This window comes from Paenarthrobacter aurescens, assembly GCF_041549525.1.
GTDB lineage: Bacteria > Actinomycetota > Actinomycetes > Actinomycetales > Micrococcaceae > Arthrobacter > Arthrobacter aurescens.
In genome coordinates this window covers 1,216,801-1,239,361 of the sequence record NZ_CP157456.1, presented here as the reverse complement: position 1 = coordinate 1,239,361, position 22,561 = coordinate 1,216,801, and the positions used below count along the sequence as shown (strand labels likewise).

The 22,561-nt window shown below is 63.3% G+C and carries 23 protein-coding genes; 7 read left to right on the top strand and 16 right to left on the bottom strand.

Features of this window, described 5'->3' with window-relative positions; translation table 11 throughout:
• Positions 1–22: 22 nt before the first annotated feature.
• From ABI796_RS05890 to ABI796_RS05870, 5 genes are read right to left on the bottom strand one after another with little or no spacing between them, the layout of a single operon-like run.
• On the bottom strand, positions 23–1,108 hold the full coding sequence (locus ABI796_RS05890; protein WP_141283083.1) for a YihY/virulence factor BrkB family protein: 1,086 nt from the start codon (positions 1,106–1,108) through the stop codon (positions 23–25).
• Complete coding sequence (locus ABI796_RS05885) at positions 1,035–1,712, bottom strand: 2'-5' RNA ligase family protein (RefSeq protein ID WP_141283084.1); 678 nt, start codon at positions 1,710–1,712, stop codon at positions 1,035–1,037. Before ABI796_RS05885 ends, ABI796_RS05890 begins: the two co-directional genes overlap by 74 nt.
• A gap of 4 nt (positions 1,713–1,716) precedes the next feature.
• A complete protein-coding gene (gene trpS, locus ABI796_RS05880) occupies positions 1,717–2,841 on the bottom strand; it encodes a tryptophan--tRNA ligase (RefSeq protein WP_141283085.1) in 1,125 nt (374 codons plus the stop codon).
• A 21-nt stretch (positions 2,842–2,862) separates the two neighbouring features.
• Positions 2,863–3,696 (bottom strand): exodeoxyribonuclease III, encoded by an 834-nt coding sequence (locus ABI796_RS05875; RefSeq protein WP_141283086.1) that lies wholly within the window; start codon positions 3,694–3,696, stop codon positions 2,863–2,865.
• Between the two features lie 10 nt (positions 3,697–3,706).
• On the bottom strand, positions 3,707–4,273 hold the full coding sequence (locus ABI796_RS05870) for a hypothetical protein (protein ID WP_141283087.1): 567 nt from the start codon (positions 4,271–4,273) through the stop codon (positions 3,707–3,709).
• Between the two features lie 144 nt (positions 4,274–4,417).
• Between ABI796_RS05870 and ABI796_RS05865 the strand changes: the two genes are divergently transcribed.
• On the top strand, positions 4,418–4,879 hold the full coding sequence (locus tag ABI796_RS05865; protein WP_141283088.1) for a pyridoxamine 5'-phosphate oxidase family protein: 462 nt from the start codon (positions 4,418–4,420) through the stop codon (positions 4,877–4,879).
• 74 nt (positions 4,880–4,953) lie between these two features.
• Positions 4,954–5,439, top strand: coding sequence for a pyridoxamine 5'-phosphate oxidase family protein (locus ABI796_RS05860; RefSeq protein ID WP_141283089.1), 486 nt, complete (start codon positions 4,954–4,956; stop codon positions 5,437–5,439).
• A 25-nt stretch (positions 5,440–5,464) separates the two neighbouring features.
• Here the strand turns inward: ABI796_RS05860 and ABI796_RS05855 are convergent, their stop codons facing one another.
• The 8 genes from ABI796_RS05855 to glyA form a co-directional block, all read right to left on the bottom strand.
• Positions 5,465–6,298 (bottom strand): ABC transporter permease, encoded by an 834-nt coding sequence (locus tag ABI796_RS05855; protein ID WP_141283090.1) that lies wholly within the window; start codon positions 6,296–6,298, stop codon positions 5,465–5,467.
• Positions 6,295–7,134: an ABC transporter permease gene (locus ABI796_RS05850; RefSeq protein ID WP_174754508.1), complete on the bottom strand. Its 840-nt coding sequence runs from the start codon at positions 7,132–7,134 to the stop codon at positions 6,295–6,297. Before ABI796_RS05850 ends, ABI796_RS05855 begins: the two co-directional genes overlap by 4 nt.
• A gap of 31 nt (positions 7,135–7,165) precedes the next feature.
• On the bottom strand, positions 7,166–8,095 hold the full coding sequence (locus ABI796_RS05845) for an ABC transporter ATP-binding protein (protein WP_141283160.1): 930 nt from the start codon (positions 8,093–8,095) through the stop codon (positions 7,166–7,168).
• A 149-nt stretch (positions 8,096–8,244) separates the two neighbouring features.
• Positions 8,245–8,565: an SHOCT domain-containing protein gene (locus tag ABI796_RS05840; protein WP_246095744.1), complete on the bottom strand. Its 321-nt coding sequence runs from the start codon at positions 8,563–8,565 to the stop codon at positions 8,245–8,247.
• A 140-nt stretch (positions 8,566–8,705) separates the two neighbouring features.
• Positions 8,706–9,371 (bottom strand): response regulator transcription factor, encoded by a 666-nt coding sequence (locus ABI796_RS05835; RefSeq protein WP_141283091.1) that lies wholly within the window; start codon positions 9,369–9,371, stop codon positions 8,706–8,708.
• Positions 9,368–10,546 carry a sensor histidine kinase gene (locus tag ABI796_RS05830; RefSeq protein ID WP_141283092.1) on the bottom strand — a complete coding sequence of 393 codons (1,179 nt, stop codon included), beginning with the start codon at positions 10,544–10,546 and terminating at the stop codon, positions 9,368–9,370. The genes ABI796_RS05835 and ABI796_RS05830 overlap by 4 nt, the downstream gene beginning before the upstream one ends.
• A 172-nt stretch (positions 10,547–10,718) precedes the next feature.
• Positions 10,719–11,612 (bottom strand): bifunctional methylenetetrahydrofolate dehydrogenase/methenyltetrahydrofolate cyclohydrolase, encoded by an 894-nt coding sequence (locus ABI796_RS05825; protein ID WP_141283093.1) that lies wholly within the window; start codon positions 11,610–11,612, stop codon positions 10,719–10,721.
• Between the two features lie 132 nt (positions 11,613–11,744).
• A complete protein-coding gene (gene glyA, locus ABI796_RS05820) occupies positions 11,745–13,040 on the bottom strand; it encodes a serine hydroxymethyltransferase (protein ID WP_141283094.1) in 1,296 nt (431 codons plus the stop codon).
• A gap of 237 nt (positions 13,041–13,277) precedes the next feature.
• Here glyA and purU point away from each other — a divergent pair, with 237 nt between their 5' ends.
• From purU to ABI796_RS05805, 3 genes are read left to right on the top strand one after another with little or no spacing between them, the layout of a single operon-like run.
• Positions 13,278–14,129 carry a formyltetrahydrofolate deformylase gene (gene purU / locus ABI796_RS05815; RefSeq protein WP_141283095.1) on the top strand — a complete coding sequence of 284 codons (852 nt, stop codon included), beginning with the start codon at positions 13,278–13,280 and terminating at the stop codon, positions 14,127–14,129.
• Between the two features lie 21 nt (positions 14,130–14,150).
• Positions 14,151–14,816, top strand: a complete 666-nt coding sequence (locus ABI796_RS05810) for a class I SAM-dependent methyltransferase (protein ID WP_141283096.1) — start codon at positions 14,151–14,153, stop codon at positions 14,814–14,816.
• A gap of 10 nt (positions 14,817–14,826) precedes the next feature.
• Complete coding sequence (locus ABI796_RS05805) at positions 14,827–15,345, top strand: gamma carbonic anhydrase family protein (RefSeq protein ID WP_141283097.1); 519 nt, start codon at positions 14,827–14,829, stop codon at positions 15,343–15,345.
• Between the two features lie 114 nt (positions 15,346–15,459).
• Here ABI796_RS05805 and ABI796_RS05800 read toward each other — a convergent pair whose 3' ends face one another.
• The gene (locus tag ABI796_RS05800; RefSeq protein ID WP_174754502.1) at positions 15,460–17,166 is read right to left on the bottom strand and encodes an NAD(P)/FAD-dependent oxidoreductase; all 1,707 of its coding nucleotides are present in this window, start codon (positions 17,164–17,166) and stop codon (positions 15,460–15,462) included.
• A complete protein-coding gene (locus ABI796_RS05795) occupies positions 17,163–18,593 on the bottom strand; it encodes an amino acid permease (protein ID WP_246095752.1) in 1,431 nt (476 codons plus the stop codon). Before ABI796_RS05795 ends, ABI796_RS05800 begins: the two co-directional genes overlap by 4 nt.
• Positions 18,594–18,787: 194 nt before the next feature.
• Here ABI796_RS05795 and alr point away from each other — a divergent pair, with 194 nt between their 5' ends.
• Positions 18,788–20,035 (top strand): alanine racemase, encoded by a 1,248-nt coding sequence (alr, locus tag ABI796_RS05790; protein WP_246095745.1) that lies wholly within the window; start codon positions 18,788–18,790, stop codon positions 20,033–20,035.
• Positions 20,025–21,695 (top strand): PucR family transcriptional regulator, encoded by a 1,671-nt coding sequence (locus ABI796_RS05785; protein WP_141283099.1) that lies wholly within the window; start codon positions 20,025–20,027, stop codon positions 21,693–21,695. The genes alr and ABI796_RS05785 overlap by 11 nt, the downstream gene beginning before the upstream one ends.
• Here ABI796_RS05785 and ABI796_RS05780 read toward each other — a convergent pair.
• Positions 21,692–22,525 (bottom strand): carbon-nitrogen hydrolase family protein, encoded by an 834-nt coding sequence (locus ABI796_RS05780; protein ID WP_141283100.1) that lies wholly within the window; start codon positions 22,523–22,525, stop codon positions 21,692–21,694. The genes ABI796_RS05785 and ABI796_RS05780 overlap by 4 nt on opposite strands.
• Positions 22,526–22,561: the final 36 nt, after the last annotated feature.

The window sequence follows — 22,561 nt, the reverse complement described above, 5'->3', positions numbered from 1 at the left end:
GGCGGCCTCCAGGTTGTGACTCTTAGGTGCGGGGCGCTACGCGACGCGAGCCCAGGACTTTCTTTCGCGGGGACTCCCCCGCTTCGGTGTCAGCCTCACGAATGGCTGACCACGACGCCGAGACCAGATACACCTGGCTCACAAGGTTGAACCAGATCAGCAGGCCGATGATGATGGCAAACGAGGCCAGGACCGGATTATTGCCCGAACGTGCCAGCAGTTCTGTGCTGAAGAACTGCAACACTGTGGTTCCAACGCCAGCCAGAACCACACCCTCCAGGAAGGCGCGGCGCCCCAACTTCAGGCCACTTGCAATGCGGAACAGTACCGCCGCCGTCGCGCAGTTCAGTAGGAGCGGGACCACAATCTTGACGGTGGCCGCTATGGGCTCGGTAATGCCCTCGTCCAGCTTGAGCCAATCGATGATCCAGTCCGTTGCGATGCTGAAGATCAGAGAGACGCCTGCGCTGACCACCAGGATGATGCCCAAGAGCAGCAAGGTGCCGGCGTCGATGAGTTTTTGGACAACCGGGTTCCGGACCAAGGGGTCTGCGTTCATGACCCCCCGGAGACCTTCCCGGATGCTGGCGATCCATCCCAGGGAAACGAAGACTGTGACCACGGCCGCGATGAGGGCTGTCCACCCAAGTCCGGACGGGTTGAGCAGGGATTGCGGATCCACCAGGCCTTCGCCGCCATTGACCTGCAGCAGCCCGGGGGCAGCCGCCGCCACGCTCTCGATCACGGCGTTCTGAAGGGCTGGATTTCCACCCAGCACAATGCCCGCAATGGCGAAGCCGGTGGTGAGCAAACCGGTCACGGAGAAGAACATGTTGAAGCCGATGCCCGCGCTCAGCAACGGCCCGTGTTGCCGGGTGTAGTGCTGGAAAGAGCGCAGTGCACGGTTGGTGTTGAGCCGGGCGAGGAAGAGCGCAAAAAATGCGCCGGCTTTTTTGGGCAGGCCCCCACCGGCACGCTTGGCATGGCCCCACTCTTGCCTCTTGCGAAGAAGTTGCAGTTTGAGTTTAGCCAGCTCAGTTGGCAGCGGAGGAGCGTCCGCCTCTGTGGCCTGGATCCGCTTGCTGTGCTTCGTCAGTATCGCCGCCAAAGTCGAGCTCTTCCCGTAGCTGCCAAATTCCGTTGGTGTCGTGCTCGTAAAGTCCCATGCTAACCACAGGGAACGTTGCCCGGTAATCCCTGAGGACCGTTTCGGCTTCGTCGAGGTTTTCCGAGGCGACATCGTGGGCCACGGTGACGTGCGGGTGGTACGGAAAAGGCAGCATCCGTTCCAGTGGGCCGGTTTGAAGTTTCTCGTGCAATTGCACGCACTCTTCAAAGCCCTCTTCCACGTTGACGAACACCACCGGCGAGACAGGGCGGAACGAACCCGTGCCGGAAATGGTGATGTGGAAGGGTTCCTGGGTCCGTGCAACTTCCCGGACGTGCTCCCGGGTTGCAGCCCAGTCTTGCGTGGGTGTGGTGGTAATCAAGGTGATGTGGGCAGGAATGACCTCAGCCATGGGATCACCGAAAGAGGCCCTCCATTCCTGAAGTTCGCGGGCGATCTCCGGTGGGAAACCGAGGATGACACCCACGCACATGGTGTCACCTTCGCCGCAATCAGTGCCGGAAACAGCGGGCTGGCGGGAGTCGTCCGGACCGGCACCCTGTCGGGTGCCGGTCTTGACGTTAAGCTGGCCAGCGGAGCACATGAAGTTAGCGGACTCCCTGGATTCCGTGGGAGGCCTCGCCGCGGTAGGGCAGGAATCCAACCTTGGAGTAGACGTCCGCGAGGGTTGCCGAGGCAATTTCGCGGGCCTTGTCAGCACCGAGGGCCAGGAGGCGGTCAAGTTCGGCGGGATCGGCCAGAAGTTCGTTGGCCCGTTCCCGGATGGGCGCCAGATGCCCGGAGACGAGTTCAGCCAGGTCTACTTTCAGGTGGCCGTACATCTTGCCCTGGTAGTCGGCCACGATCTTCTCAACAGGTGAGCCGCTGATGGCCGAGTAAATGGTCAGCAGGTTGGACACGCCCGGCTTGTTCTCGCGGTCATAGCGGATTTCCGTTTCGGCATCCGTGACGGCGGACTTGATGCGCTTGGCTACAGTTTTGGGATCATCCAGGAGGTTGATCAGGCCAGCCGGTGATTCCGCGGACTTGGACATCTTGGCACTGGGGTTCTGGAGATCGTAAATCTTGGCCGATTCCTTCTGAATGAAGGCCTCAGGCACTTGGAACGTCTCGCCGAAGCGGCTGTTGAAGCGGTTGGCAAGGTCCCGGCTGAGTTCCACGTGCTGGCGCTGGTCCTCGCCAACGGGTACACCGTGCGGCTGGTAAAGGAGAATATCTGCGGCCTGCAGGATGGGGTAGGTGAACAAGCCAACGCTGGCGTGGTCCGAACCCTGCTTCTGGGCCTTGTCCTTGAACTGCGTCATACGGGCGGCTTCGCCCATGCCGGTGATGCAGTTCAGGACCCATGCCAGCTGCGCATGCTCGGGAACCTGGGACTGGACGAAGAGTGTGCACTTATCTACGTCCACACCGCCGGCAATGTACTGGGCCGCTGTGACCCTGGTACGCCGGGCAAGTTCGGCGGGATCCTGCGGCACAGTGATGGCGTGCAGGTCAGGAATGAAGTAGACGGCGTCGTACTCTTCCTGCATCCGGACCCAGTTGACCAGGGCGCCCAGGTAGTTGCCAAGGTGCAGCGAGTCGGCTGAGGGCTGCATGCCGGACAGGACCCGGTGCTTGGCGCCAACAGCAAGCTTGGTGGACGTGACGGGCAGCGGCTGGGCAGCAGCCTCTGCCGATGCGCCGGTTTGGGTCGTGGTGGAACTAGTCATGGAGGAAATACCTTAGGAAGCTTAGAGCCGGTAGTCGACTACCAGCGGTGCGTGGTCAGAGAAGCGGGTGTCCCACGATGGCGCCCGGTCCACCACAGCCGAGATGGCGGCTGCTGCGAGGTCCGGAGTTGCCAGGTGGTAGTCGATGCGCCAGCCCGTGTCAGTATCAAAGGCCTTACCGCGCTGGGACCACCAGGTGTAGGGGCCGGCGACATTACCTGCCAGGCCCCTGTGGACATCCCTCCATCCGATTTCTTCACCGAGGAAACGGTCAAAGTAGGCACGCTCCTCCGGGAGGAAGCCGGCACGCTTGACGTTGCCCTTCCAGTTCTTGATGTCCAGTTCTGTGTGTCCTACGTTCAGGTCACCAACAACCAAAGCGTGGTCGCTGTGCTTTGAGAGCTCAGGAAGGCGGACGGTCATGGCGTCCAGGAAACGGAATTTGTCGTCCTGCTTGGGGGTTCCTACTTCACCGGAGTGCACGTAGGCACTTACAACGGTGAGGGTGGTGGGCTCGCCGGCTGTGTTCTTGACAGTGTAGTCAGCTTCCACCCAGCGCCCGGAGGTGTCGAAGTAGGCATCGCCAATACCTACGCGGGTGGCAGTGGGTTCTTCGCGGGAAGCGATGGCCACACCGGCACGCCCCTTGGCCTCTGCTTCGGTGTGGAGGATGTGCCAGCCCTCACCGATCAGCTTCCGGACGATCTCGTCAGGGGCGCGGACTTCCTGCAGGCAGAGAATGTCAACCTCGCGCGGTTCCAGCCATTCCGCCATGCCGTTCTTGTAGGCAGCCCGGAGGCCGTTGACGTTAACTGATGCGATGCGAAGGAAGTCCTTCTTCAATGCCGTACTCACCCGGTCCACTCTAGTCGATGATGGTGCCGGCCACGGGCTCGTCGGAGCCGCCTGAAGACTTGATCATGTCCCGGGCATTCGTTGCCGTAATGGCGATTGTTTCCAGCGCACGGTTGATGGTGTCCTGGTCTGCCGTAGGCCCCTTGGCGCGTTCCTCATCCACCACGCGGACCTGCACCTGGACAATCTTGAAGGAATGGTCCAGTTTGAGGTCCCGGACCTCGTCGGCTTTGCTCCGCTCCGCTACCACGCGCGTGCCACCGCTGTCAGCAGCGGACGACGACGGCGCGCGGCCGGCTGCGGCGTTGAACGCATTTTGCGCCTCGGTCAGCTTGGCACCGGCCCGCTGCGCGGCCTTGCGGATGCTCAGCACCACGAATGTTGCAAGGGCGAGCCACCCAAAAGCAACCACAGCAACAACCCAGCCAACAACATCGTTTTGGTTGGCCGCAAAAATGACGGCTACCAGGAAGGCAATGATGACAACGGTCATCCCCAGGCCGCCGATGCGGAAGCCCTTGAACATGCCTTTGCCGGCGGGGGACGTGGACGGGTGCGGGTCACCGAGAGATTGCATGAACCTATTCTCTCAAATGAGCAAAGGTGCCTTGCGCGCTTCCACGGACGGCGAACACACCCTCACGGGCAAGCATGGGAGTGTTGACGGGTGTGGGGCCTGGGTACCCTAGGCCTCAGCTGTTCGGCTATGTATGCTCGGCACATGAGCACGGTTGAAGAACCATCAGAGGTACAGATCCTGAAAGTTCACGAGTGTTGGAGACTGCTGCGTTCGAACTCCGTGGGGCGGCTGGCGGTGTCCGGCGGCTCGGGTCCGGAGATTTTTCCTGTCAACTATTTCCCGGAGGATGGAACCTTGATCCTGAGGACTGCCCCGGGAACCAAAATGGACGCGCTGATGGGCCAAGAGCCTGTTGCTTTGGAAGCGGACGGCTTCAATTCCTACGGAACCATTGCCTGGAGCGTGGTGGCAAAGGGCCTGCCGGAAGCCATCCCTGCTGATGACCCCAGCCAGGAAAGCGCTGCTCATGGTCTCTCGCCATGGGAACCGGGGACCAAGGATTTCCTGTTTCGCATCACGCCCACTGAACTCACTGGACGGCGGTTTGTGATCAGTGATTCGAAGCGGTGGTGGCCGGCGAGGGAGCCACTGGAGGCACCGTAAGCCCTGCCCCGCAGGGTGGCGCCGTGAGTGCCACAAAAACTCCCTAACAAGCGAGTCGGTAACGAGAGGTAAACATGAATGACCCGGAAATCAGCAGCTCACCCGCTCACCAGGAAGTCCCGGCCCTCTCCTTCGACGCTTGCTGGGATTTACTGGCCGGCGAAACCATTGGACGGATCGGTTTGATAGTGGATGACCATCCTGAGATTTTTCCCGTGAATTACGTCCTGTTTCACCGCACCCTGGTGTTCCGCAGCAGCCCGGGAAGGAAGTTGTGGGGCGCCCAGGCGTCGCGCCCGGCAGTGTTGGAGATTGACGGATACGATCCCGGCTCCAGCGAGGCCTGGAGCGTGGTGGCCCGTGGGGATACCGAGCTGATCACCGATCCGGAGGAAACCGCACAGGTGGATGCTTTGGGCCTTGAGCCCTGGCAACCGGGGCCGAAGGAAAACTACATCAGGCTCTCACCGCGTGCGCTGACCGGGCGCCGCTTCAAGGTCAATCCGCCGGATGTGTGGCGGACAAGGATCAATGATTCCCGTAGGGCTTCCTTCGAGTAGGCCCCCGTTGTTCCGGACAGGATCATTACTTCAGGAATAGTTGGCGAAGCCTTCCGGTGGTGAGCATGATCCCCAGCGCGATCATCACCACGTAGTAGCCCACGTGAATGGCAGTTGCCGGGCTGAAGGAGCCCACACTGATCTGCCGCAGCAGCTCCACACCATGCCACAGCGGCATGGCCTGGATGAACCATTGGATGACCTGCGGGTAGACGCTGAGCGGGTAGAACGTGGCACTGAACAGGAACATGGGCAGCAGGAAGAAGTTGATCCAGTCCATTTGCTGGAACGTCTTCATGAAGCTGGTGATGCCCATGCCAAAGCTCGCGAAACCGAACGCGATCAGCACCGAGGCGGGAATGACCAGAATGGCCCACCAACTGGTGAGCAGACCCATCACGCCCATGACAGCGGTGAAGCCGGTGGCATACAGCAAGCCCCGCAGCAGTGCCAGGAAGATCTCGCCGATTGCCACGTCCAGCGGCCCCAGGGAGGTGTAGAGCATCCCTTGGTATAGCTTGGCGAAGTTCATCTTGAAGAAGACGTTCCACGTGGAGTCGTAAATGGCCCCGTTCATTGCCGAGACCGCCAGGAGTGCAGGCGCGATGTAGGCGGCATAGCTGATTTCTTCGCCGCCCGGGCCCTGGACGGTGCCCACAATCGAGCCCATCCCCACACCCATGGCCAGCAGGAACAGCACGGGCTCGAAGAAACCGGACACCATGACCAGCCAGGTGCTGGATTTGGCCGCCATGAGTCCGCGGCCCACCACGGCTTTGGCATTACGGGAGTACAGCGGGCCAAACTTGCGCTCACGGGCAAGATCCGTGGCGCTGTGGCCACCTGTGAGGACACTCATGAGCCCATCCTTTTCACGAATTGACGGCGGACCAGTATCCAACCACCAGTGGCTGTCACCAGGAGGAACAGCACATGGGTAACGGTCAGCAACGGGTTCTGGTCCATGCCGTAGGTGAACACCCGGCCCAGTTCGGTTCCGTGCCATACCGGTGAAATCCAGCCGATCCAGCGCACTGCCATGGGCAGGGAATCCAGTGGGAAGAAGGTCCCGGAGAAGAGAAACAGTGGCATGACAATGAAGCGCTGCACCAAAGCAAACTGCCCCTTGTCCTGCTTGATGCTGGCCGCGTACGCCATGAGCGGCAGCCCAAAGCTCAGCGCGGCAACAGTGGCCACCACGGCCGACACCCAACCCCACGGATTCGGTGAAGCGCCGAACATTGCCACCACCGCAAAATAGACCACCGATTGCAGCAGGAAGCGCAGGGAACTTGCCATGATGTGGCCACTGGCGATCTGCTGCGGAATCAATGGAGAGGCATGCGGCCCATAGAACACCCGGCGCCATTTGAAGCCATCCATGATGGGGTAAGAGAATTCTCCGGACGCCGTCATCACCGCAGCGGAGACCAACAAAGCCGGTGCCACGAACTCCAGATAACTGACACCCCCAAACGCGGCCTCACTGTTGGCATCCACCAGGCTGGCGAGTCCCACACCCATTGCGAAGAGGTACGCCACCGGCTGCCCCACGCTGTACAGGATCACGGACCATCCGTAGTTCCGCATGACACGAAGCGCTTGCTCCGCGTAGAAGAAGGCACCCCAACGGCGCGCGCGGGCAGCCGAAACCTCAGGTGAGTGGGCCCGCAACGGTGGCGCCGCCGTCGTCAGTGGTTTGTTGGCCGGGTCAGTCAACGGTCGCCTAATCAACGAGGCTCCTGCCGGTCAGCCGCAGGAACACGTCCTCCAGCGACGAGCGGCGCACCAGCGAGGTCATGGGGCGCAGGCCCCGGCCATGGACCTGCTCAAGTGCGGCTTCGCCATCGTGGGCGTAAATGAGCACGCGGTCAGGAAGCGTCTCCAGCCGCTCGCCGATTCCTTGAAGTTCGACGCCGATGGTTGCGTTGCGCTCGGACCCGAACCTGAGCTCGAGTACTTCGCGCGACGAGTGCTCGCGGATGAGGTTCGCCGGCGAGCCCTCAGCCATGATCTTGCCCTTGTCCACCACAACCAGCCGGTCGCAGAGTTGCTCCGCCTCGTCCATGTAATGCGTGGTGAGGATGAGGGTGACGCCGCTTTCCTTGAGCCGGAACAGCCGGTCCCAGAGGATGTGGCGGGCCTGCGGGTCAAGACCGGTGGTGGGCTCGTCCAGAAGAAGAATCCGTGGCTCGTTGATGAGCGACCGCGCAATGGTGAGCCGCCGCTTCATGCCGCCGGAGAGGGCGTCAACCTTGGAATTGGCTTTGTCCGTGAGCTGCGCGAACTCCAGGAGCTCATCTGCCTTCGGGCGGAGATAGCTCAGTGGCAGGCCGAAGTAGCGGCCGTAGACGATCAAGTTCTCGCGAACTTTGAGCTCTTCATCCAGATTGTCCTGCTGCGGAACCACCCCCAGATGCGCCCTGACCTCAGGGCCGTGGGATTCGGGGTCCAAGCCCATGATGGTGAGCGTGCCCGAAGTTCGCTGGGAGACGCCACCGATCATTTTCATGGTGGTGGATTTGCCCGCGCCGTTGGGTCCCAGCAGGCCGAAGGACTCCCCCGCCGGGACGTCGAAGGAGATGTTGTCCACGGCCGTGAGATCGCCGTAGCTCTTGGTGAGGTTACGGGCGCTGATGACGGTGGGCCGGTTCATGTCAACGCCGGATCGCGACGCTTCTGAAGGGTTTGCGGAGCGGATTGCTTCATTGTGCACCCTCAGCAGACTAGTAGCGCCCACTGACATGTGAAAGGGCTCTTGCAGATATTCTTTCAAGAGCCCTCCCGTTTCAGTGTGGACATCTGTCAGCTGCTGGGCTGCGAGCGCAGTACTTCCAGCCTCTGACGGAACTCGGTCTCATCAATCTCTCCCCGTGCATAGCGCTCACGAAGTACGCCCTCTGCGCCTTGTGTTGCGGCCCAGTGATGATTGCGGCGCCACGTCCTGCGTGCAATGAAGATGAACAAACCGATCACGAGGATCCAGAACAACGGGAACAGCAGGAAGAACGGCCAGGCGACGCCGTCTCCCCACGGACCATGCATGGCAACGGTGGCCGGCACCTGCGCCAGGACTCCCCCGAGTGTTGTGGTCTTCCCAACAATTGAAGTGAATGCGGTGAACATGTCAGTGATCCAAACTCTCTGCGCCGATGCCCGGCGTGAACCGTCTTTCGGCTCTGGTTCGAGTCTTCTCTGATGCTGCCGGCGAGGCATCCGCCATCGGGAGTGAACTTGCCGCGGCGGCCTACTCCCTCAGGAGTGGCTCAACTGCTCCATCCGGGCTTCACCAGTCCGGATTCGTAGGCCAACACCACCAGTTGTGAACGGTCGCGGATCATCAATTTGGTCATGATGCGCGAGACGTGGGTCTTCGCTGTGAGGGGTGTGATGAAGAGCCGTTCTGCGATCTCGGCATTGTTCAAGCCCTCGCCTACCAGCGCCAGCACTTCCCGTTCCCTGTCCGTCACCTGCTCCAGCGGCACTGCCTTGGCTGCCGCCCGGCTCTGCGACGCCAGCTGGGCCATGATGCGCCTGGTCACTGACGGTGAGAGCAAGGCATCGCCATCATGGACCACCCGGACGGCCCGGATCAGTTCGGCGGGCTCGGTGTCCTTGACCAGGAACCCTGCGGCTCCGGCGCGGACGGCTTCGGCAATGTACTCGTCGAGTTCAAAGGTGGTGAGGATGATGATGCGGGTTCCGGCCAGGTTGGCGTCACTAAGGATTGCCCGGGTGGCCGCGAGCCCGTCGCCATCCGGCATACGGATGTCCATGAGGATGACATCCGGCTTGTCTCTTGTTGCCAGGCGAACGGCGTCGCGACCAGTGCCGGCCTCTGCCACCACCTCCATGTCCGGTTCAGTGTCCAGGAGCGCACGGAATCCTGCCCTGATGAGGGTTTGGTCGTCGGCCAACAGGATGCGGATCATGGGCGGGTTCCTTCGTGCTGTATTGGCAGGGTCGCTTCGACGCGCAGTCCCGGCTCCAGTTCGTGCAAGGTGAGCGTCCCGCCTAAGGCCACCGCCCTCTCCCGCATCCCCGTCAGCCCGTTGCCGGGGAGCGCGCCAGCCATGCCCGCGCCGTCGTCGTCTATGGTCACGGTCAGTGCCCCGGCGGTTTGGACAACGCGCACGACGGCGGACCGGGCACCTGAGTGCCTCCCGACGTTGGTCAGCGCTTCCTGGATGATCCGGTAGGCGGCCTCCTGCTGGGCCGGCCCCACCGCCTGGTGTGTCGAGTAGTCCTCAAGTGTCACCCGCAGCCCGCTCAGCTCCGTGTTCTTCGCCAGCTCGGGAATTCTGGCCAGCGAAGGACGCGCGGCCGGGGCCAGGGGGACATCCTCACGCAGCACGCCCAGAAGCTGGCGGACCTCGGTGAGCGACTCCTTGCTGGCGGCTTTGATCGCTTCCAGCGCTGGCCGTAGCTTTTCCGGATCGTCCGCTCCCACGTGCAGGGCAACAGATGCCTGGACGTTGATCATGGACAGGGAATGGGCCACAACATCGTGGATGTCGCGGGCAAGGGTGAGCCTGTACTCGTCTCGCTCCGCCTTCTGTGCTTCCTCGCGGCGGCGTCGGTATTCTGCCAGACGTTCGCTCCGGCGTCGGAATCCCTGCCCTATCAGCACCAGGATCGCGGCCCACGCGACGCCGGCGGACGCCCGCAGGGGCCAGTCTTCATCCCAGGTCAGCGCGGCACCTGTGATCACGGCGGCCGCTGCCAGCCCCGCCCCCGCCCACGCCTGCCAGCGCAGCCCCGCAGCGGCGGTCATTACGATGGCCAGCGCCAAGGACAATACGATCGGCCCCCAGGCGTAGCCCAGAGCGAGGTAGCTCCCGGTGGCAGCGAGAGCCACAGGCAGCATCATTTGCGGTGAGCGCTTCCGGAACGCCAGCCCCACCGGCCCGGCCAGGAGCAGGAGGATGGCGAGCGCATCCAAGGGCCGTGGCGCATTTTGGTGGCTTGCCGAGAACAGCGTCCCCACCATCTGGATCAGAGCCACCGTAATGACGATGAAACTGGTGGGCGGGCCGGCAAAACGCCGGGCGCCTCCGATGTGCGGTGGCCCCGGATACCGCGTGGGCTCAGGGGAACGGGGCTGCATACACAGAGCCTAGCTGTGGTCCCCGGGTGTGTCGTCGGGTTATTGGAGCAGGGCGCCTACTCCCGGAGGAGTACGCCCTGCCCATTTCGGGGGTTCCCTGCTGGACGTGCCGTGGGCACGGCATCTTTGGCAGGGAACCCCCGAAATGGGGGCGCTGGGAGGTTCGGGGAACCTAGGCGATGCCCGCCTGGCGCTCAGCGCTCTCCACAACGTTGGCCAGCAGCATGGCACGGGTCATCGGACCCACGCCGCCCGGGTTCGGGGACAGCCACGCGGCGACGTCGGCAGCTGCCGGGTCCACATCTCCGGTGACAACAGCCTTACCGTTGCCGTCGTCCACACGGCTGACGCCGACGTCGAGCACTATGGCGCCCGGCTTGAGGTCTTCAGCCTTGATCATGTGCGGCACACCGGCAGCGGCAATCACGACGTCGGCCTGCTTGAGTTCCGCCGGCAGGTCCACCGTTCCGGTGTGGGCGAGGATGACGGTGGCGTTGACTTCCTTGCGGGTCAGCAGCAGGCCAATGGGCCGGCCGATGGTCACGCCGCGGCCAACCACCAGGACGCGCTTGCCCTTGAGTTCGATGTTGTGGCGGCGGAGCAGCTCCACACAACCCTTGGGCGTGCAGGGCAGAGGGGACTTCATCTCGCCGTTGACGTTGGCCACCAGGCGGCCAAGGTTCATGGGGTGGAGGCCATCGGCGTCCTTTTCAGGATCCATGGCTTCGAGGATGACGTCCTGGTCAATGTGCTTGGGCAGCGGAAGCTGAACGATGTAGCCGGTGCATTCCGGGTTCTCGTTCAGCTCGCGGACAACCTTCAGGAGGTCTTCCTGGCTGATGTCCTCGGGGAGGTCGCGGCGGATGGACTGGATGCCCACCTCGGCGCAGTCCTTGTGCTTTCCGCCCACATACCAGGTGCTGCCGGGGTCCGAGCCCACCAGGATGGTGCCCAGGCCGGGGACGATGCCCCTAGCGGCGAGGACGGAAACGCGAGTGGTCAGTTCTGCCTTGATGGCGGCGGCGGTGGCCTTGCCATCGAGGATCTGTGCGGTGGACTGTGTCATTCCATCTGCTCTTTCTGGTGGGTGACCTGTTGGCTCATGCCAACGGGACCCGCCGCCGAAGGTGTGGCGGCGGATCCCGTTGGCTCCGGTTCAATGCCCGGGTGATGCGTTACTTATCCGCGGAAGCGCGGACTACCACTGCTCGTGCTGCGGGTACAGCGGGAAGTCAGCGGCGAGCTTATCCACGCGGGCCTGCAGGGACTCGACGTCTGCCGAGGAACCGGCTTTGAGCGCGGTGGCGATGATCTCGGCAACCTCGGTGAACTCGTTGGCACCGAATCCGCGGGTAGCCAATGCAGGGGTACCGATGCGGAGGCCGGAGGTGACCATCGGCGGGCGGGGGTCGAACGGAACAGAGTTGCGGTTCACGGTGATGCCCACGGAGTGCAGGAGGTCTTCGGCCTGCTGGCCGTCCAGCTGCGAGTTGCGGAGGTCAACCAGGACCAGGTGAACGTCGGTGCCGCCGGTGAGGACCGAGACGCCGGCTTCGGCGACGTCGGACTGGTTGAGGCGGTCAGCGATGATCTTGGCGCCCTCGAGGACGCGCTCCTGGCGCTCCTTGAACTCTTCGCTGCCGGCGATCTTGAAGGCAACGGCCTTGGCGGCGATGACGTGCATGAGCGGCCCGCCCTGCTGGCCCGGGAAGACGCTGGAGTTGAGCTTCTTGGCCCACTCCTGCTTGCCCAGGATCACACCGGAACGCGGACCTGCGAGGGTCTTGTGAACCGTGGAGGTGACGACGTCGGAGTACGGCACCGGGCTGGGGTGCAGGCCAGCTGCAACCAGGCCGGCGAAGTGCGCCATGTCCGTCCAGAGGAGTGCGCCAACCTCGTCCGCGATGGAGCGGAAGGCAGCAAAGTCGAGGTGACGCGGGTAGGCGGACCAACCGGCAATAATGACCTGCGGCTTCTCAGCAATGGCCTGCTCGCGCAGCTTGTCCATGTCAATGCGGAAGTTGTCTTCTTCAACCTGGTAAGCAGCTACGTTGTAGAGCTTGCCGGAGAAGTTCAGCTTCATGCCGTGGGTCAGGTGGCCACCGTGTGCCAGGGACAGGCCGAGGATCTTATCGCCCGGAGTGATCATGGCGGAGAGGGCTGCAGCGTTGGCCTGCGCACCGGAGTGCGGCTGGACGTTGGCGAACTCCGCACCGAAGAGTTCCTTGACGCGATCGATCGCAAGCTGCTCGGCGACGTCCACGTATTCACAACCGCCGTAGTAGCGGCGGCCCGGGTAGCCCTCGGCGTACTTATTGGTCAGGACGGAGCCCTGGGCTTCCATCACGGCGCGGGGTGCGAAGTTCTCGGACGCAATCATTTCCAGGGTGCCGCGCTGGCGGCCAAGTTCCTGGTTGAGGACTGCTGCGATCTCGGGATCGAGATCGGCGAGCGACTGGTTGCTGACAGACGCTGAAGTGGTTGTGGAAGTCATGGAGATCTCCTGGCTAGGCAACGGGTGGTGCTACAGGTCAGGCTACCGGCAGCAGCATTCCTGCGTCCTCTTGATGAAGGAGGAGATCGGTCACGTGCGTGCAACGGTAAGACATGACCCTCGGCCCAGGCGTACGATCCGTGGTCTTCATGATTGCCGCTCCCTGGTGGTAGTCCACCCAACGCCAGTTGCGACCCGTTAACAGTACAACAAGGCAGCACAGGTAGGCTTGATCGTGTGACTGACTCCACCGCTTTCGTTGTAACACTCTCCTGCCCCGACCGCCCCGGCATTGTCCACGCGGTAGCCGGAGCCCTCCTCGAGTCCGGCTGCAACATCGCCGACTCCCAGCAGTACGGAAGCCCCAGCACAGGCAACTTCTTCATGCGCGTGGAGGCAACGACGTCCAGCTCCCAGGAGGAACTGGCAGCCACCCTGCGTCCGGTAGCTGAATCCTTCGGCATGACCTGGCAGATCAACCCTGTTGGCGAGAAGGTCCGCACCATCATCCTGTGTTCCAAGGACGCCCACTGCCTCAACGATCTGTTGTTCCAGCAGCGCTCCGGCACCTTGCCCATTGACGTTCCGGCCATCGTGTCCAATCACCGCGATCTTGAGCCGTTGGCAGAGTTCTACGGAATCCCGTTCCACCACATTCCGGTGACCCCCGAAACCAAGCCACAGGCCGAGGCCCAGCTGCTGAAGCTGATTGCCGAGCACGATGCTGAACTTACCGTCCTGGCACGCTACATGCAGGTGCTCTCCAACGATCTGTGCACGGAGTTGAACGGCAAGGCCATCAACATCCACCACTCCTTCCTGCCCTCCTTCAAGGGCGCCAAGCCCTACCACCAGGCGCATGCACGCGGTGTGAAGATCATTGGCGCAACAGCCCATTACGTGACTGCGGACCTGGACGAGGGCCCCATCATCGAGCAGGAAGTCATCCGCGTGGACCACGCTCGCACGGCTGCCCAGTTCGTCCAGATGGGCCGCGATGTAGAAGGCCGGACGCTGGCTCAGGCTGTTCAATGGCACGCCGAGCACCGTGTTCTTTTGGACGGCACGCGCACCGTGGTTTTCAACTGACACCACTCCTATGCTGAGGGTATGCGTGGCATCCCTGAGGCCCACCATGAGGCTGACCTGGCAGTTTTCTACGACCGCCAGGCACCGGTCAGGAACACCCGCGCGCTGACGCCGCACCGGGTCCACTGCCGCGAATGGTTCATCCGCTTGGTCAAGTCCGAACACCGCCACTCGTTGTTCGAGCTGGGTTGCGGCACCGGCGTTGAGGGCTTGGAGTTTGTCCGCGCCGGATTGCACTACACCGGCGTGGACCTATCACCGGAGTGCATTCACGTGGCCCGTGCTGCCGGACTCGACGCAACGGTGGCGAGTGGGCGCAGCCTGCCGTTTCCGGATTCAGTGTTTGATGCCGCCTGGACCATGAGCACCCTTCTGCACGTGCCCAACAGCGGAATTCACGACGTCGTCCGCGAACTTGTGCGGGTCACCGCACCTGGTGCGCCGATCGCCGTCGGACTTTGGTCAGGTGAGGACTGCGAGGTCCTGAACCCGGAAGACCTCCAAGAGCCGCGGCGGTTCTTCAGCCGTCGAAGCGACGAAACCGTGATGCGGATTTTTGGCGGGCACGGTTCTGTGGAGCATTTCCAAACATGGCCGGAGGGTGTGGGCGTGGAGTCCGGGCCGGGTGCTGGAAACTGGTCCCAGCACTACCAGTTCCTGGTCCTCCGCACCCCGGCACCCAACTAAGCTGGGCTCCATGGCTCCCTCTTACACTTTTGCCGGAGATACCCCGGTTATCCATGAAACTGCCTTCGTGGCACCCACGGCCTCGATCATTGGCAAGGCCACCCTGGCCGAGGATTCGAGCGCTTTCTACGGCGTCTCCGTCCGGGCAGATACGGCCGCCATCAGCGTGGGCGCGGGGTCCAACCTCCAGGACAACGTGGTCCTCCATGCCGACCCCGGATTCCCTTGCACTGTGGGCGAACGGGTCTCCGTGGGGCACAGCGCAGTGGTCCACGGATGCACTGTGGAGGACGACTGCCTGATCGGTATGAGCGCCACCATCCTTAACGGCGCCGTGATCGGTACGGGCTCACTCATCGCGGCCGGCGCGGTGGTATTGGAAGGCACCGTCATTCCCCCGCGCTCCCTGGTTGCCGGTGTGCCTGCGAAGGTCCGGCGTGAACTTACCGACGACGAGTTTGAGGGCGTGAAGCACAACGCAGCCCATTACAAGGAACTCGCCGCGGCGCACAGGGAAATGCACGCTTAAAGGACGAATGCGAGGCCCGCTCTGCGTCCCCCGCGATTGGTTTGGGGCGTAGAGCGGGCCTTGCAACGTAGCGGGCCTCGCAACGTAGCGGGCCTTGCAACGTATAAGGGGAGATTAGTCCAGCGAGATCGGGCCGAGCTCGTCCAAGAGGTCGCCCGGACCCGGGTTGCCGGCAGCGGATGCGCCACCCAAGTGGTTCACCACTCCCCACACCGCGTTCAGGCCCGTGGTCACGGCACCCTCAGCCCAACCGGCGGTGAAGGATACGTCGTCCCCGGCCAGGAAGATTCCCCGCTGGTGCTCCGGCAGCTGGTCCTGCTTGAAGTGGGTGAAGAGGCGCTGCTGGTAGCGGTAGTGACCGGGCAGGTTGGCTTTGAACGCACCCATGAAGTTGGGGTCCGCTTCCCAGGACACGGTGATGGGCTGTCCCACAATGTGGCTGGCAATGTCCACGCCCGGGTAGATCTGCTCCAGCGAGTGCAGCATGAGCTTGACGCGCTCCTCCGCGCTGAGGGCAAGCCACTTCAGGGCGTCGTCATTCCAGGTGTAGGACAGGAGCATCACGGCGGGCTTGTCCGGACCGTCGTCCAGTAGGTACGTGGCTCGGTTGAGGCGGTCCGTGAGCGTCATGGACAGGACTTCGCGTCCGGTCTCAGGATCGATGTCCTTCCAGAACGGGCGGTCCACCATCACGAACGTCTTGGACGACTGCATGTAGTGCGAACGTTCAATGGCGGTCCACATCTCAGCGGGGAACAACGCTTCCTGAGTGTGGATGCGGGTGGACAGCAGCCAGGACTGGCACGTGGTCACCACGGCCTGGTAGCTGGCTTCCCGTCCCCAGTTTTCGCGGACCACGAGGTCGCCGTCCTGCGCGCGGCGGATGTTATCCACCGCTCCGCGGGGAGAGCCACTGTGCAGGGACGCCAGCGACGTGCCTTCCGGCCAGTATTTAAGGCCCGACGGCGCGTGGTTCCAGAGTGCCTCAGGGAGCCTTTGCGCTCCCCCGGCGATGGAGCGGTGCTGGTCGTCGGCGTCGGTGTAGACAACGCGGAGGATTTCGAGGATGGAGTTGGGGAAGTCGGTGTCCCAGCCGCCCGTGCCGAAGCCCACCTGGCCGAACGCTTCGCGGTGCGCGAAGCCTGCCTCTTTGAAGGACTTGCTGGCGGCGATGAAACCGTAGAAGGTTTGCTCGTCCAACTCCGGGAGGAGCGCGTTCCAGAGTTCCTTGATCCTCTTGGTATCGCGGGCCTTGATGGCTTCCTGCATCTGAGCGAAGGCAGCACCATCGTTGACTGCCGCTTTCCAGGCGTCGGCCACCTCGCGGAAGAATTCGGGGAGCTCGTCCGCGGTGGTGGCGTAGTGCTTTTTGCCGGCGAGTTCAATCACCGTGGAGGACGTGGCCGGTGCCATGGGGTTGGGAAACTCGTTGGTATCCAGGCCCAGCAGGTCCACGTAGTGGTAGAACGCCTTGCCGGAGACGGGGAACCGCATTCCACCAAGGTCAGCCACGATGCCCGGGGCGGACGGGAAACTGGCAGTGCGAAGACGGCCGCCGATCTGGTCGGCCTCGTAGATCACTGGTTTGAGGCCGAGCTTCATCAGTTCGTAGGCGGTCACCAGACCGGACAGCCCTGCGCCGATGATGGCCACTTCCGTGCCGTAGAGCTCCTCGGGAACAGAACCGAGCCCGTCCGGGTGGGCCAGGTAGTGATCGTAGCTGAACGGGAAGTCCGGGTTCAGCATGGTGATGGGGGCTCCGGCGTCGGCCCCGGGCGCTCCGGGTTTCCCGACGACGGGGAGTTCTGTGGCAATGGTCATGAGTTTTCTGCTTTCACAGGTTCCGGGCTCACGGCCCTGGTGGTTAATTCACGGTAGTCCTGCTCGCTGAGCGCGGCTACCTTGGAGTTCCGGCGTCCGTAGCCGAAGTAGATGGCGATCCCTACCAGCATCCAGATGCCAAAGGTGATCCAGGTATCGGCGCCCAGGTTGAGCATCAGGTAGGCACACATCAGGGTGCCCAGGATCGGCGTGATGGGGTACAGCGGGACCCGGAAGCTCCGCTGAAGGTCCGGGCGGTTGCGCCGCAGGTAGATGACGGCGACGTTGACCAGGGCGAAGGCAAAGAGCGTGCCGATGCTGGTGGCGTCCGCCAACGCACCCAGCGGGACCAAGCCTGCGGTGAGGGCGACGGCGGTGCCGATGATCAGCGTGCCTGCCACCGGAGTGCCGGTACGGCGGGATACGCGGCCGAAGACCTTGGGAACCATGCCGTCGCGGGACATGGAGAGCATGATGCGGGTTTGGCCGTAGAGCACGGTGAGGACGATGCTGGCGATGGCCAGGACAGCACCAATGGAGAAGACCAAGGCAATCCAGGGTTGTCCGGTGATCTCGTGGAGGATCTGCACCAAGGCAGCTTCGGTACCGTCGAACCAGTTCCAGGGGCGGGCACCGATTGCTGCTACGGCAACCAGAACGTAGATGGTGGTAACGATCACCATGGAAAGCATGATGGCCCGGGGAAGATCGCGCTTGGGGTTCCTGGCTTCCTCACCGGCTGTGGAGGCGGCGTCGAATCCGATGTAGGAGAAGAAGACGCTGGATGCTGCGGCTGAAACGCCGGCCGCGCCCATGGGCAGCAACGGCTCGAAGTTCCCTGCGTTGAAGGCGGTGAAGGCCACGGCGCAGAAGAAGACCAGGATACCCACCTTGATGATGACGATTGCAGTGTTGATCCATGCACTCTCGCGCGCTCCCCGAACCAGCAGAATCATGGCCAGGACCACGATCACCATGGCCGGAACGTTCACCAGCCCACCGTCTCCTGGAGGCTGGCTCATGGCGTCAGGCAGAACCTGGCCGAAGGCTGCGAGGGTCTCGTTGACGTACTGGCCTGCGCCTACAGCAACGGCTGCAACGGAGACCGCGTATTCCAGTACCAGGCACCAGCCGCAGATCCAGGCCATTCCTTCGCCCATGGTGGCGTAGGAGTAGGAGTAGCTGGAGCCTGCCACCGGTACGAGCCCGGCCATTTCGGCGTAGGAGACTGCGGAGAGCAGCGCGGCCAGGCCGGCAATAACGAACGAGATCCAAATGGCCGGCCCTGCCAGCGGCACGGACTCGCCCAAGATCACCAGGATGCCGGTTCCCAGCGTGGCGCCAACGCTGATCATGGTCAGTTGGAGGACCCCGAAGCTTCGGACCAGCGGAGTGCCGCCCTCGCCGCTTCCGGCCTCGCTGACCATCTGGCCGATGGGCTTGCGGCGCAGCAATTGCGCACCCAGGCTCGGCCTGGCGGCAGTGGCCACTGCCGGGTTTTTGGTGTTCACAGGCACAGTCACCCTTGACGTCCCTTCAAAGTAGTTTCGATTTCCCCTCCACAAGACTGGCATGTGAGCCACCTCTCACAATGGTGCAAAATGACCTATAGTGTTCAACCATGAGACGTAATGCACACTATCAAGAGGCAGCTCCGGCAGCCCTTTCCGGTCAGGTCACCGTGGATCTGTCCGCCATTTCAGAGAACGTCAAAGCCCTGAAAAAGCGCACCGAAGCGCCGTTCTTCATGGCAGTGGTCAAGGGAAACGCCTACGGCCACGGCCTGGTGGAGGTGGCCCGGACAGCTGTGGAAGCAGGGGCCGACTGGCTGGGAACTGCGCAGCTCAGCGAGGCAATCTCACTTCGCCAGGCGGGCATCACCGTGCCCATCCTCTCCTGGCTGTATCTGGCATCCCAGACCAGTGCCACCATCCTTGAGGCACTGGAAAATGACATCGATGTTTCCCTCGGAAGCGTCAGCCAACTGGAGGTCCTGGCAGGGATCGCCAAACGCCTTGGCCGTCCCGCCGTCGTGCATTTGGAGCTGGACAGCGGCCTCAGCCGCGGCGGCGCGCGCAAGGAGGATTGGGCGGAACTCGTGGCACAAGCACGGCAAGCCGAGCTCGATGGCACTCTCCGTGTTCGAGGCCTCTGGACCCACCTGGCCTGGGCCGATGTCCCGGCGCACCCCGGCAACGCCACCGCCGTGGCGGAGTTCGAGGATGCCGTCACCGAGGCACGGAAAGCCGGGTTGAACCCCGGGCTCCGGCACGTGTCCAGCTCTGCGAACATCCTGGACAGGCCGGAATTCCACTTCGACATGGTCCGCGCGGGCCTGGCCATTTACGGACTTGCCCCGGCCGATCACCTGAATCCGGCGGACTTCGGACTGCGGCCCGCGCTCAGTGTCACGGCCCCCTTGGTGATGGTCAAGAAGGTCCCGGCAGGCACCGGCGTCAGTTACGAGCACCAGGCCATCACCTACGAACCCAGATACCTCGGGCTCATTCCTCTCGGCTACGCGGACGGCATACCCAAAGGCATCAGCGGCCGTTCCGTGGTGAACATTGCCGGCCGCAGCGTGCCCGTAATCGGCAAGGTCTGCATGGATCAATTCATGGTGGACCTGGGGCCGGATGCTTCCGGGATTGCCGTTGGGGACACTGCCGTCCTGTTCGGGGACCCCGCGTGCGGGGCGGCGAGCGCCGACCACTGGGGTGCCGCAATCGGCAGCCACGGGGACGAGATCATCAACAGGATCGCGCCCCGCCTCCCCCGCGCCTACGCCAACGGCGCCCACCAGGACAGCGCCTACGAGTGCCCCGACTACCAGGAGCCGGGCACAGCAGGGCAGGGCCATGTTGCCTGAGCCCGCCACCGCCCGCCTGAGTTTTGTCACGCTGGACCAGTTCCTGGAGCAGCTGCCGCCGGAGTTGAAAATGCTTCACGACGGCGGCAGCGGCACCTCGCTGCTGCGGTGGGTTGAACCCAGTGAGCTTGAAGACCCCACACCGTACCTGCCGGAGGGCGAGTTCCTCCTGACCGCCGGGCTGCCTTTCCTCGGGGAGGGCGGCTCGGCGGCCAAGGTGGACGCCTATGTTCAGCGGCTCGTAGAGGCCAAGGTGGCGGCGCTCGGCTTCGGCATCAGGCCCTATTTCGACGCCGTCCCTGATGTTCTGCTCCACGCCTGCCGGAAGTACAACCTCACCCTGTTCGAGGTACCGGAGTCCGTGCCGTTCGCAGCGATCGGGCTGGAGTTTTCCCAGCTCCTGGAGTCTGACAATGCGCGGGTTTTCCGTCAGCTGGCCGAGACCAACCGGCAACTCATGCGGGCGGTCCTCTCCCCCAGGCCGGAGCACGAACTGCTGGCGGCCCTCGTGCAACGGGTGCCCGTGTGGGCTGTTCTGGTGGGCGCCGACGGGCGGGTTCGGGCGCGCGGGCACAGCACCGCCGGGAAGGGCGCCGGGCGCCAGGCCGCAGCCGGGAAGGGTGCAGGCGGGCAGGGTGCCGGCGGCAGCAGCGGCGTCGAGCTTTCCTTGCTTGCGCCCATGCTGGAGCGGTTGCTTTCCGGCAGCGGTCCGCGCGTGGAGATGGATGGTTTTGAAGAACCCGGCTCAGCGTTGGTGTTTGGGCATCCGCTGCGCAGCACCAAGGACGCCAACCTGGGTGCCCTGATTCTCGGTTCGGATACTCCCCTGACGCCTGCGCAGAACAATGTGGTGCAGTCCGCTGTGGGCTTGCTGGAATTGCTGGTTCGGCAGCGGACCAGCGGATCCTTGGCACCAAGCCAGCTGGCCACGGCGATGCTGCTGCATCCTGAATCGGTGACCTCGGGCGGCACTAAGCACGTCAACGGCCTCAAAGACCTGCTGGCCCAAAGCCTGGCTTCCACAAGATCTGGGCAGATGCGGGTAGTCCAGGGCGTCAGGGTGGATGGCGCGGATGATGGCCCGGTCCGCGAGCTTCTGCAATGGCGCAGGCTTTTTGACACCAAGCTGGTGGAGATCACCGATTACGGTTTCGCGGCCATTACACGCTTCAAGGTGGATGAGACGTTGCTCGCCGATGTGGAGAAGCTTGGCTGGCGGCTGGTCATTGGCGAACCCACGGAACTTCTGGGCCTCCAGGCCGCCTACCAAAGGGTGAGCTCTCTGCGCGGCCGCGTGGTGGCAACCGGCAAGAGCGCACGGGTGGATGAGGTGACGTGGTCCGTGGCGGGACTCTTGGGCCGCGAAGCCGGGACCCTATTGGCCGAACGGCTGCTATCCCCCGTACTCGCTTTGGAACCGGATCGCCGCGACCCTTTGCTGGCCGTCCTGCGGGGTTGGCTCAGCGAAAACGGCAGCTGGGACGGATCCGCCAAACTGCTGGGACTGCACCGGAACAGTGTGCGGCGGCAGATCGGCGTACTGGCCGAACTGCTGGACATGGACCTGAACCAGGCGCAGGTGCGCGCCGAGCTCTGGTTCGCCTTGCAGTACGTGGACGAACTGGTGGCTGGACTCCCCGCAGGAGGGACGGTCGGCTAGGCGTCCCACTGTTCATAGAGCTCCGGACGGCGTTCGCGCAGATACGGCACTTCAACGCGGGCGGCTTTCACTGTTTCCGTGCCCACTTCGGCGAACAGCAACGTTGGGGACTCCCCCGCCGCAGCAAGCAAGGAACCGTCCGGTCCGGCCACCACACTGCCGCCCAGGAAGTTGTAGATGTCTTCATGTCCGCTGTGGTTGGCGTAGGCCACGTTGAGCTGGCTTTCCAAGGCACGGGCACGGATCAGGACCTGCGGCACGTTCTCGAAGCCTGCGGAAAGGGCTGTTGGAACCAGGAGGAGCTCGGCGCCCCTGGTGGCTGCGGCGCGGACGGCTTCGGGGAACTCGACGTCGTAGCAGATGAGCATGGAGGTCCGGATTCCGTTGAAATCCACCACGACGGGAGGTTCTTGGGCGGCCACGAACGCCTTGTGCTCCTCGGGGCCGAACAGGTGCACCTTGGCGTAGTTGAGAACTTCAGTACCTGTGGCGTCAAGCAAAGTAGCTGTGATGTTCCAGCCGTTGCCAGCGGCAGCCGGCTGCGCGTCGTCGTCGTGCGCTGCGTCCCGGCTTGGCGCCGGAAGGCTGTAGACCAGGCCGATCTTGTGCCGGCGGGCGATACCGGCCAGGCGTTCACGGATCCCGGGGAGTGTGGCGGGGTCAAGTTCGGCGTGAAGACGCAGCGGGGCATAGCCCACAGGGAACAACTCAGGGGTGAGGAGCAGCCCGGCACCCGCGTGGGCGGCTCGCTGCGCGGCGTCGTCGATTATGCGCAGGTTCGCCTCGACGTCCATCACGGACGCGTTCGCCTGCAGGACTGAGAGCAGCATCTTTACCACCTTGCTTTCGCCTGTTCCCGGTGCTTT

Excerpts from the sequence above, each read along its gene's own strand:
- ABI796_RS05885 (WP_141283084.1), bottom strand. The coding sequence starts at position 1,712 with ATGTGCTCCGCTGGCCAGCTTAACGTCAAGACCGGCACCCGACAGGGT.
- trpS (WP_141283085.1), bottom strand. The coding sequence starts at position 2,841 with ATGACTAGTTCCACCACGACCCAAACCGGCGCATCGGCAGAGGCTGCT.
- ABI796_RS05870 (WP_141283087.1), bottom strand. The coding sequence starts at position 4,273 with ATGCAATCTCTCGGTGACCCGCACCCGTCCACGTCCCCCGCCGGCAAA.
- ABI796_RS05865 (WP_141283088.1), top strand. The coding sequence starts at position 4,418 with ATGAGCACGGTTGAAGAACCATCAGAGGTACAGATCCTGAAAGTTCAC.
- ABI796_RS05860 (WP_141283089.1), top strand. The coding sequence starts at position 4,954 with ATGAATGACCCGGAAATCAGCAGCTCACCCGCTCACCAGGAAGTCCCG.
- ABI796_RS05855 (WP_141283090.1), bottom strand. The coding sequence starts at position 6,298 with ATGAGTGTCCTCACAGGTGGCCACAGCGCCACGGATCTTGCCCGTGAG.
- ABI796_RS05845 (WP_141283160.1), bottom strand. The coding sequence starts at position 8,095 with ATGAACCGGCCCACCGTCATCAGCGCCCGTAACCTCACCAAGAGCTAC.
- ABI796_RS05840 (WP_246095744.1), bottom strand. The coding sequence starts at position 8,565 with ATGTTCACCGCATTCACTTCAATTGTTGGGAAGACCACAACACTCGGG.
- ABI796_RS05835 (WP_141283091.1), bottom strand. The coding sequence starts at position 9,371 with ATGATCCGCATCCTGTTGGCCGACGACCAAACCCTCATCAGGGCAGGA.
- ABI796_RS05830 (WP_141283092.1), bottom strand. The coding sequence starts at position 10,546 with ATGCAGCCCCGTTCCCCTGAGCCCACGCGGTATCCGGGGCCACCGCAC.
- ABI796_RS05825 (WP_141283093.1), bottom strand. The coding sequence starts at position 11,612 with ATGACACAGTCCACCGCACAGATCCTCGATGGCAAGGCCACCGCCGCC.
- glyA (WP_141283094.1), bottom strand. The coding sequence starts at position 13,040 with ATGACTTCCACAACCACTTCAGCGTCTGTCAGCAACCAGTCGCTCGCC.
- ABI796_RS05810 (WP_141283096.1), top strand. The coding sequence starts at position 14,151 with ATGCGTGGCATCCCTGAGGCCCACCATGAGGCTGACCTGGCAGTTTTC.
- ABI796_RS05805 (WP_141283097.1), top strand. The coding sequence starts at position 14,827 with ATGGCTCCCTCTTACACTTTTGCCGGAGATACCCCGGTTATCCATGAA.
- ABI796_RS05800 (WP_174754502.1), bottom strand. The coding sequence starts at position 17,166 with ATGACCATTGCCACAGAACTCCCCGTCGTCGGGAAACCCGGAGCGCCC.
- ABI796_RS05795 (WP_246095752.1), bottom strand. The coding sequence starts at position 18,593 with ATGGTCAGCGAGGCCGGAAGCGGCGAGGGCGGCACTCCGCTGGTCCGA.
- alr (WP_246095745.1), top strand. The coding sequence starts at position 18,788 with ATGAGACGTAATGCACACTATCAAGAGGCAGCTCCGGCAGCCCTTTCC.
- ABI796_RS05785 (WP_141283099.1), top strand. The coding sequence starts at position 20,025 with ATGTTGCCTGAGCCCGCCACCGCCCGCCTGAGTTTTGTCACGCTGGAC.
- ABI796_RS05780 (WP_141283100.1), bottom strand. The coding sequence starts at position 22,525 with ATGCTGCTCTCAGTCCTGCAGGCGAACGCGTCCGTGATGGACGTCGAG.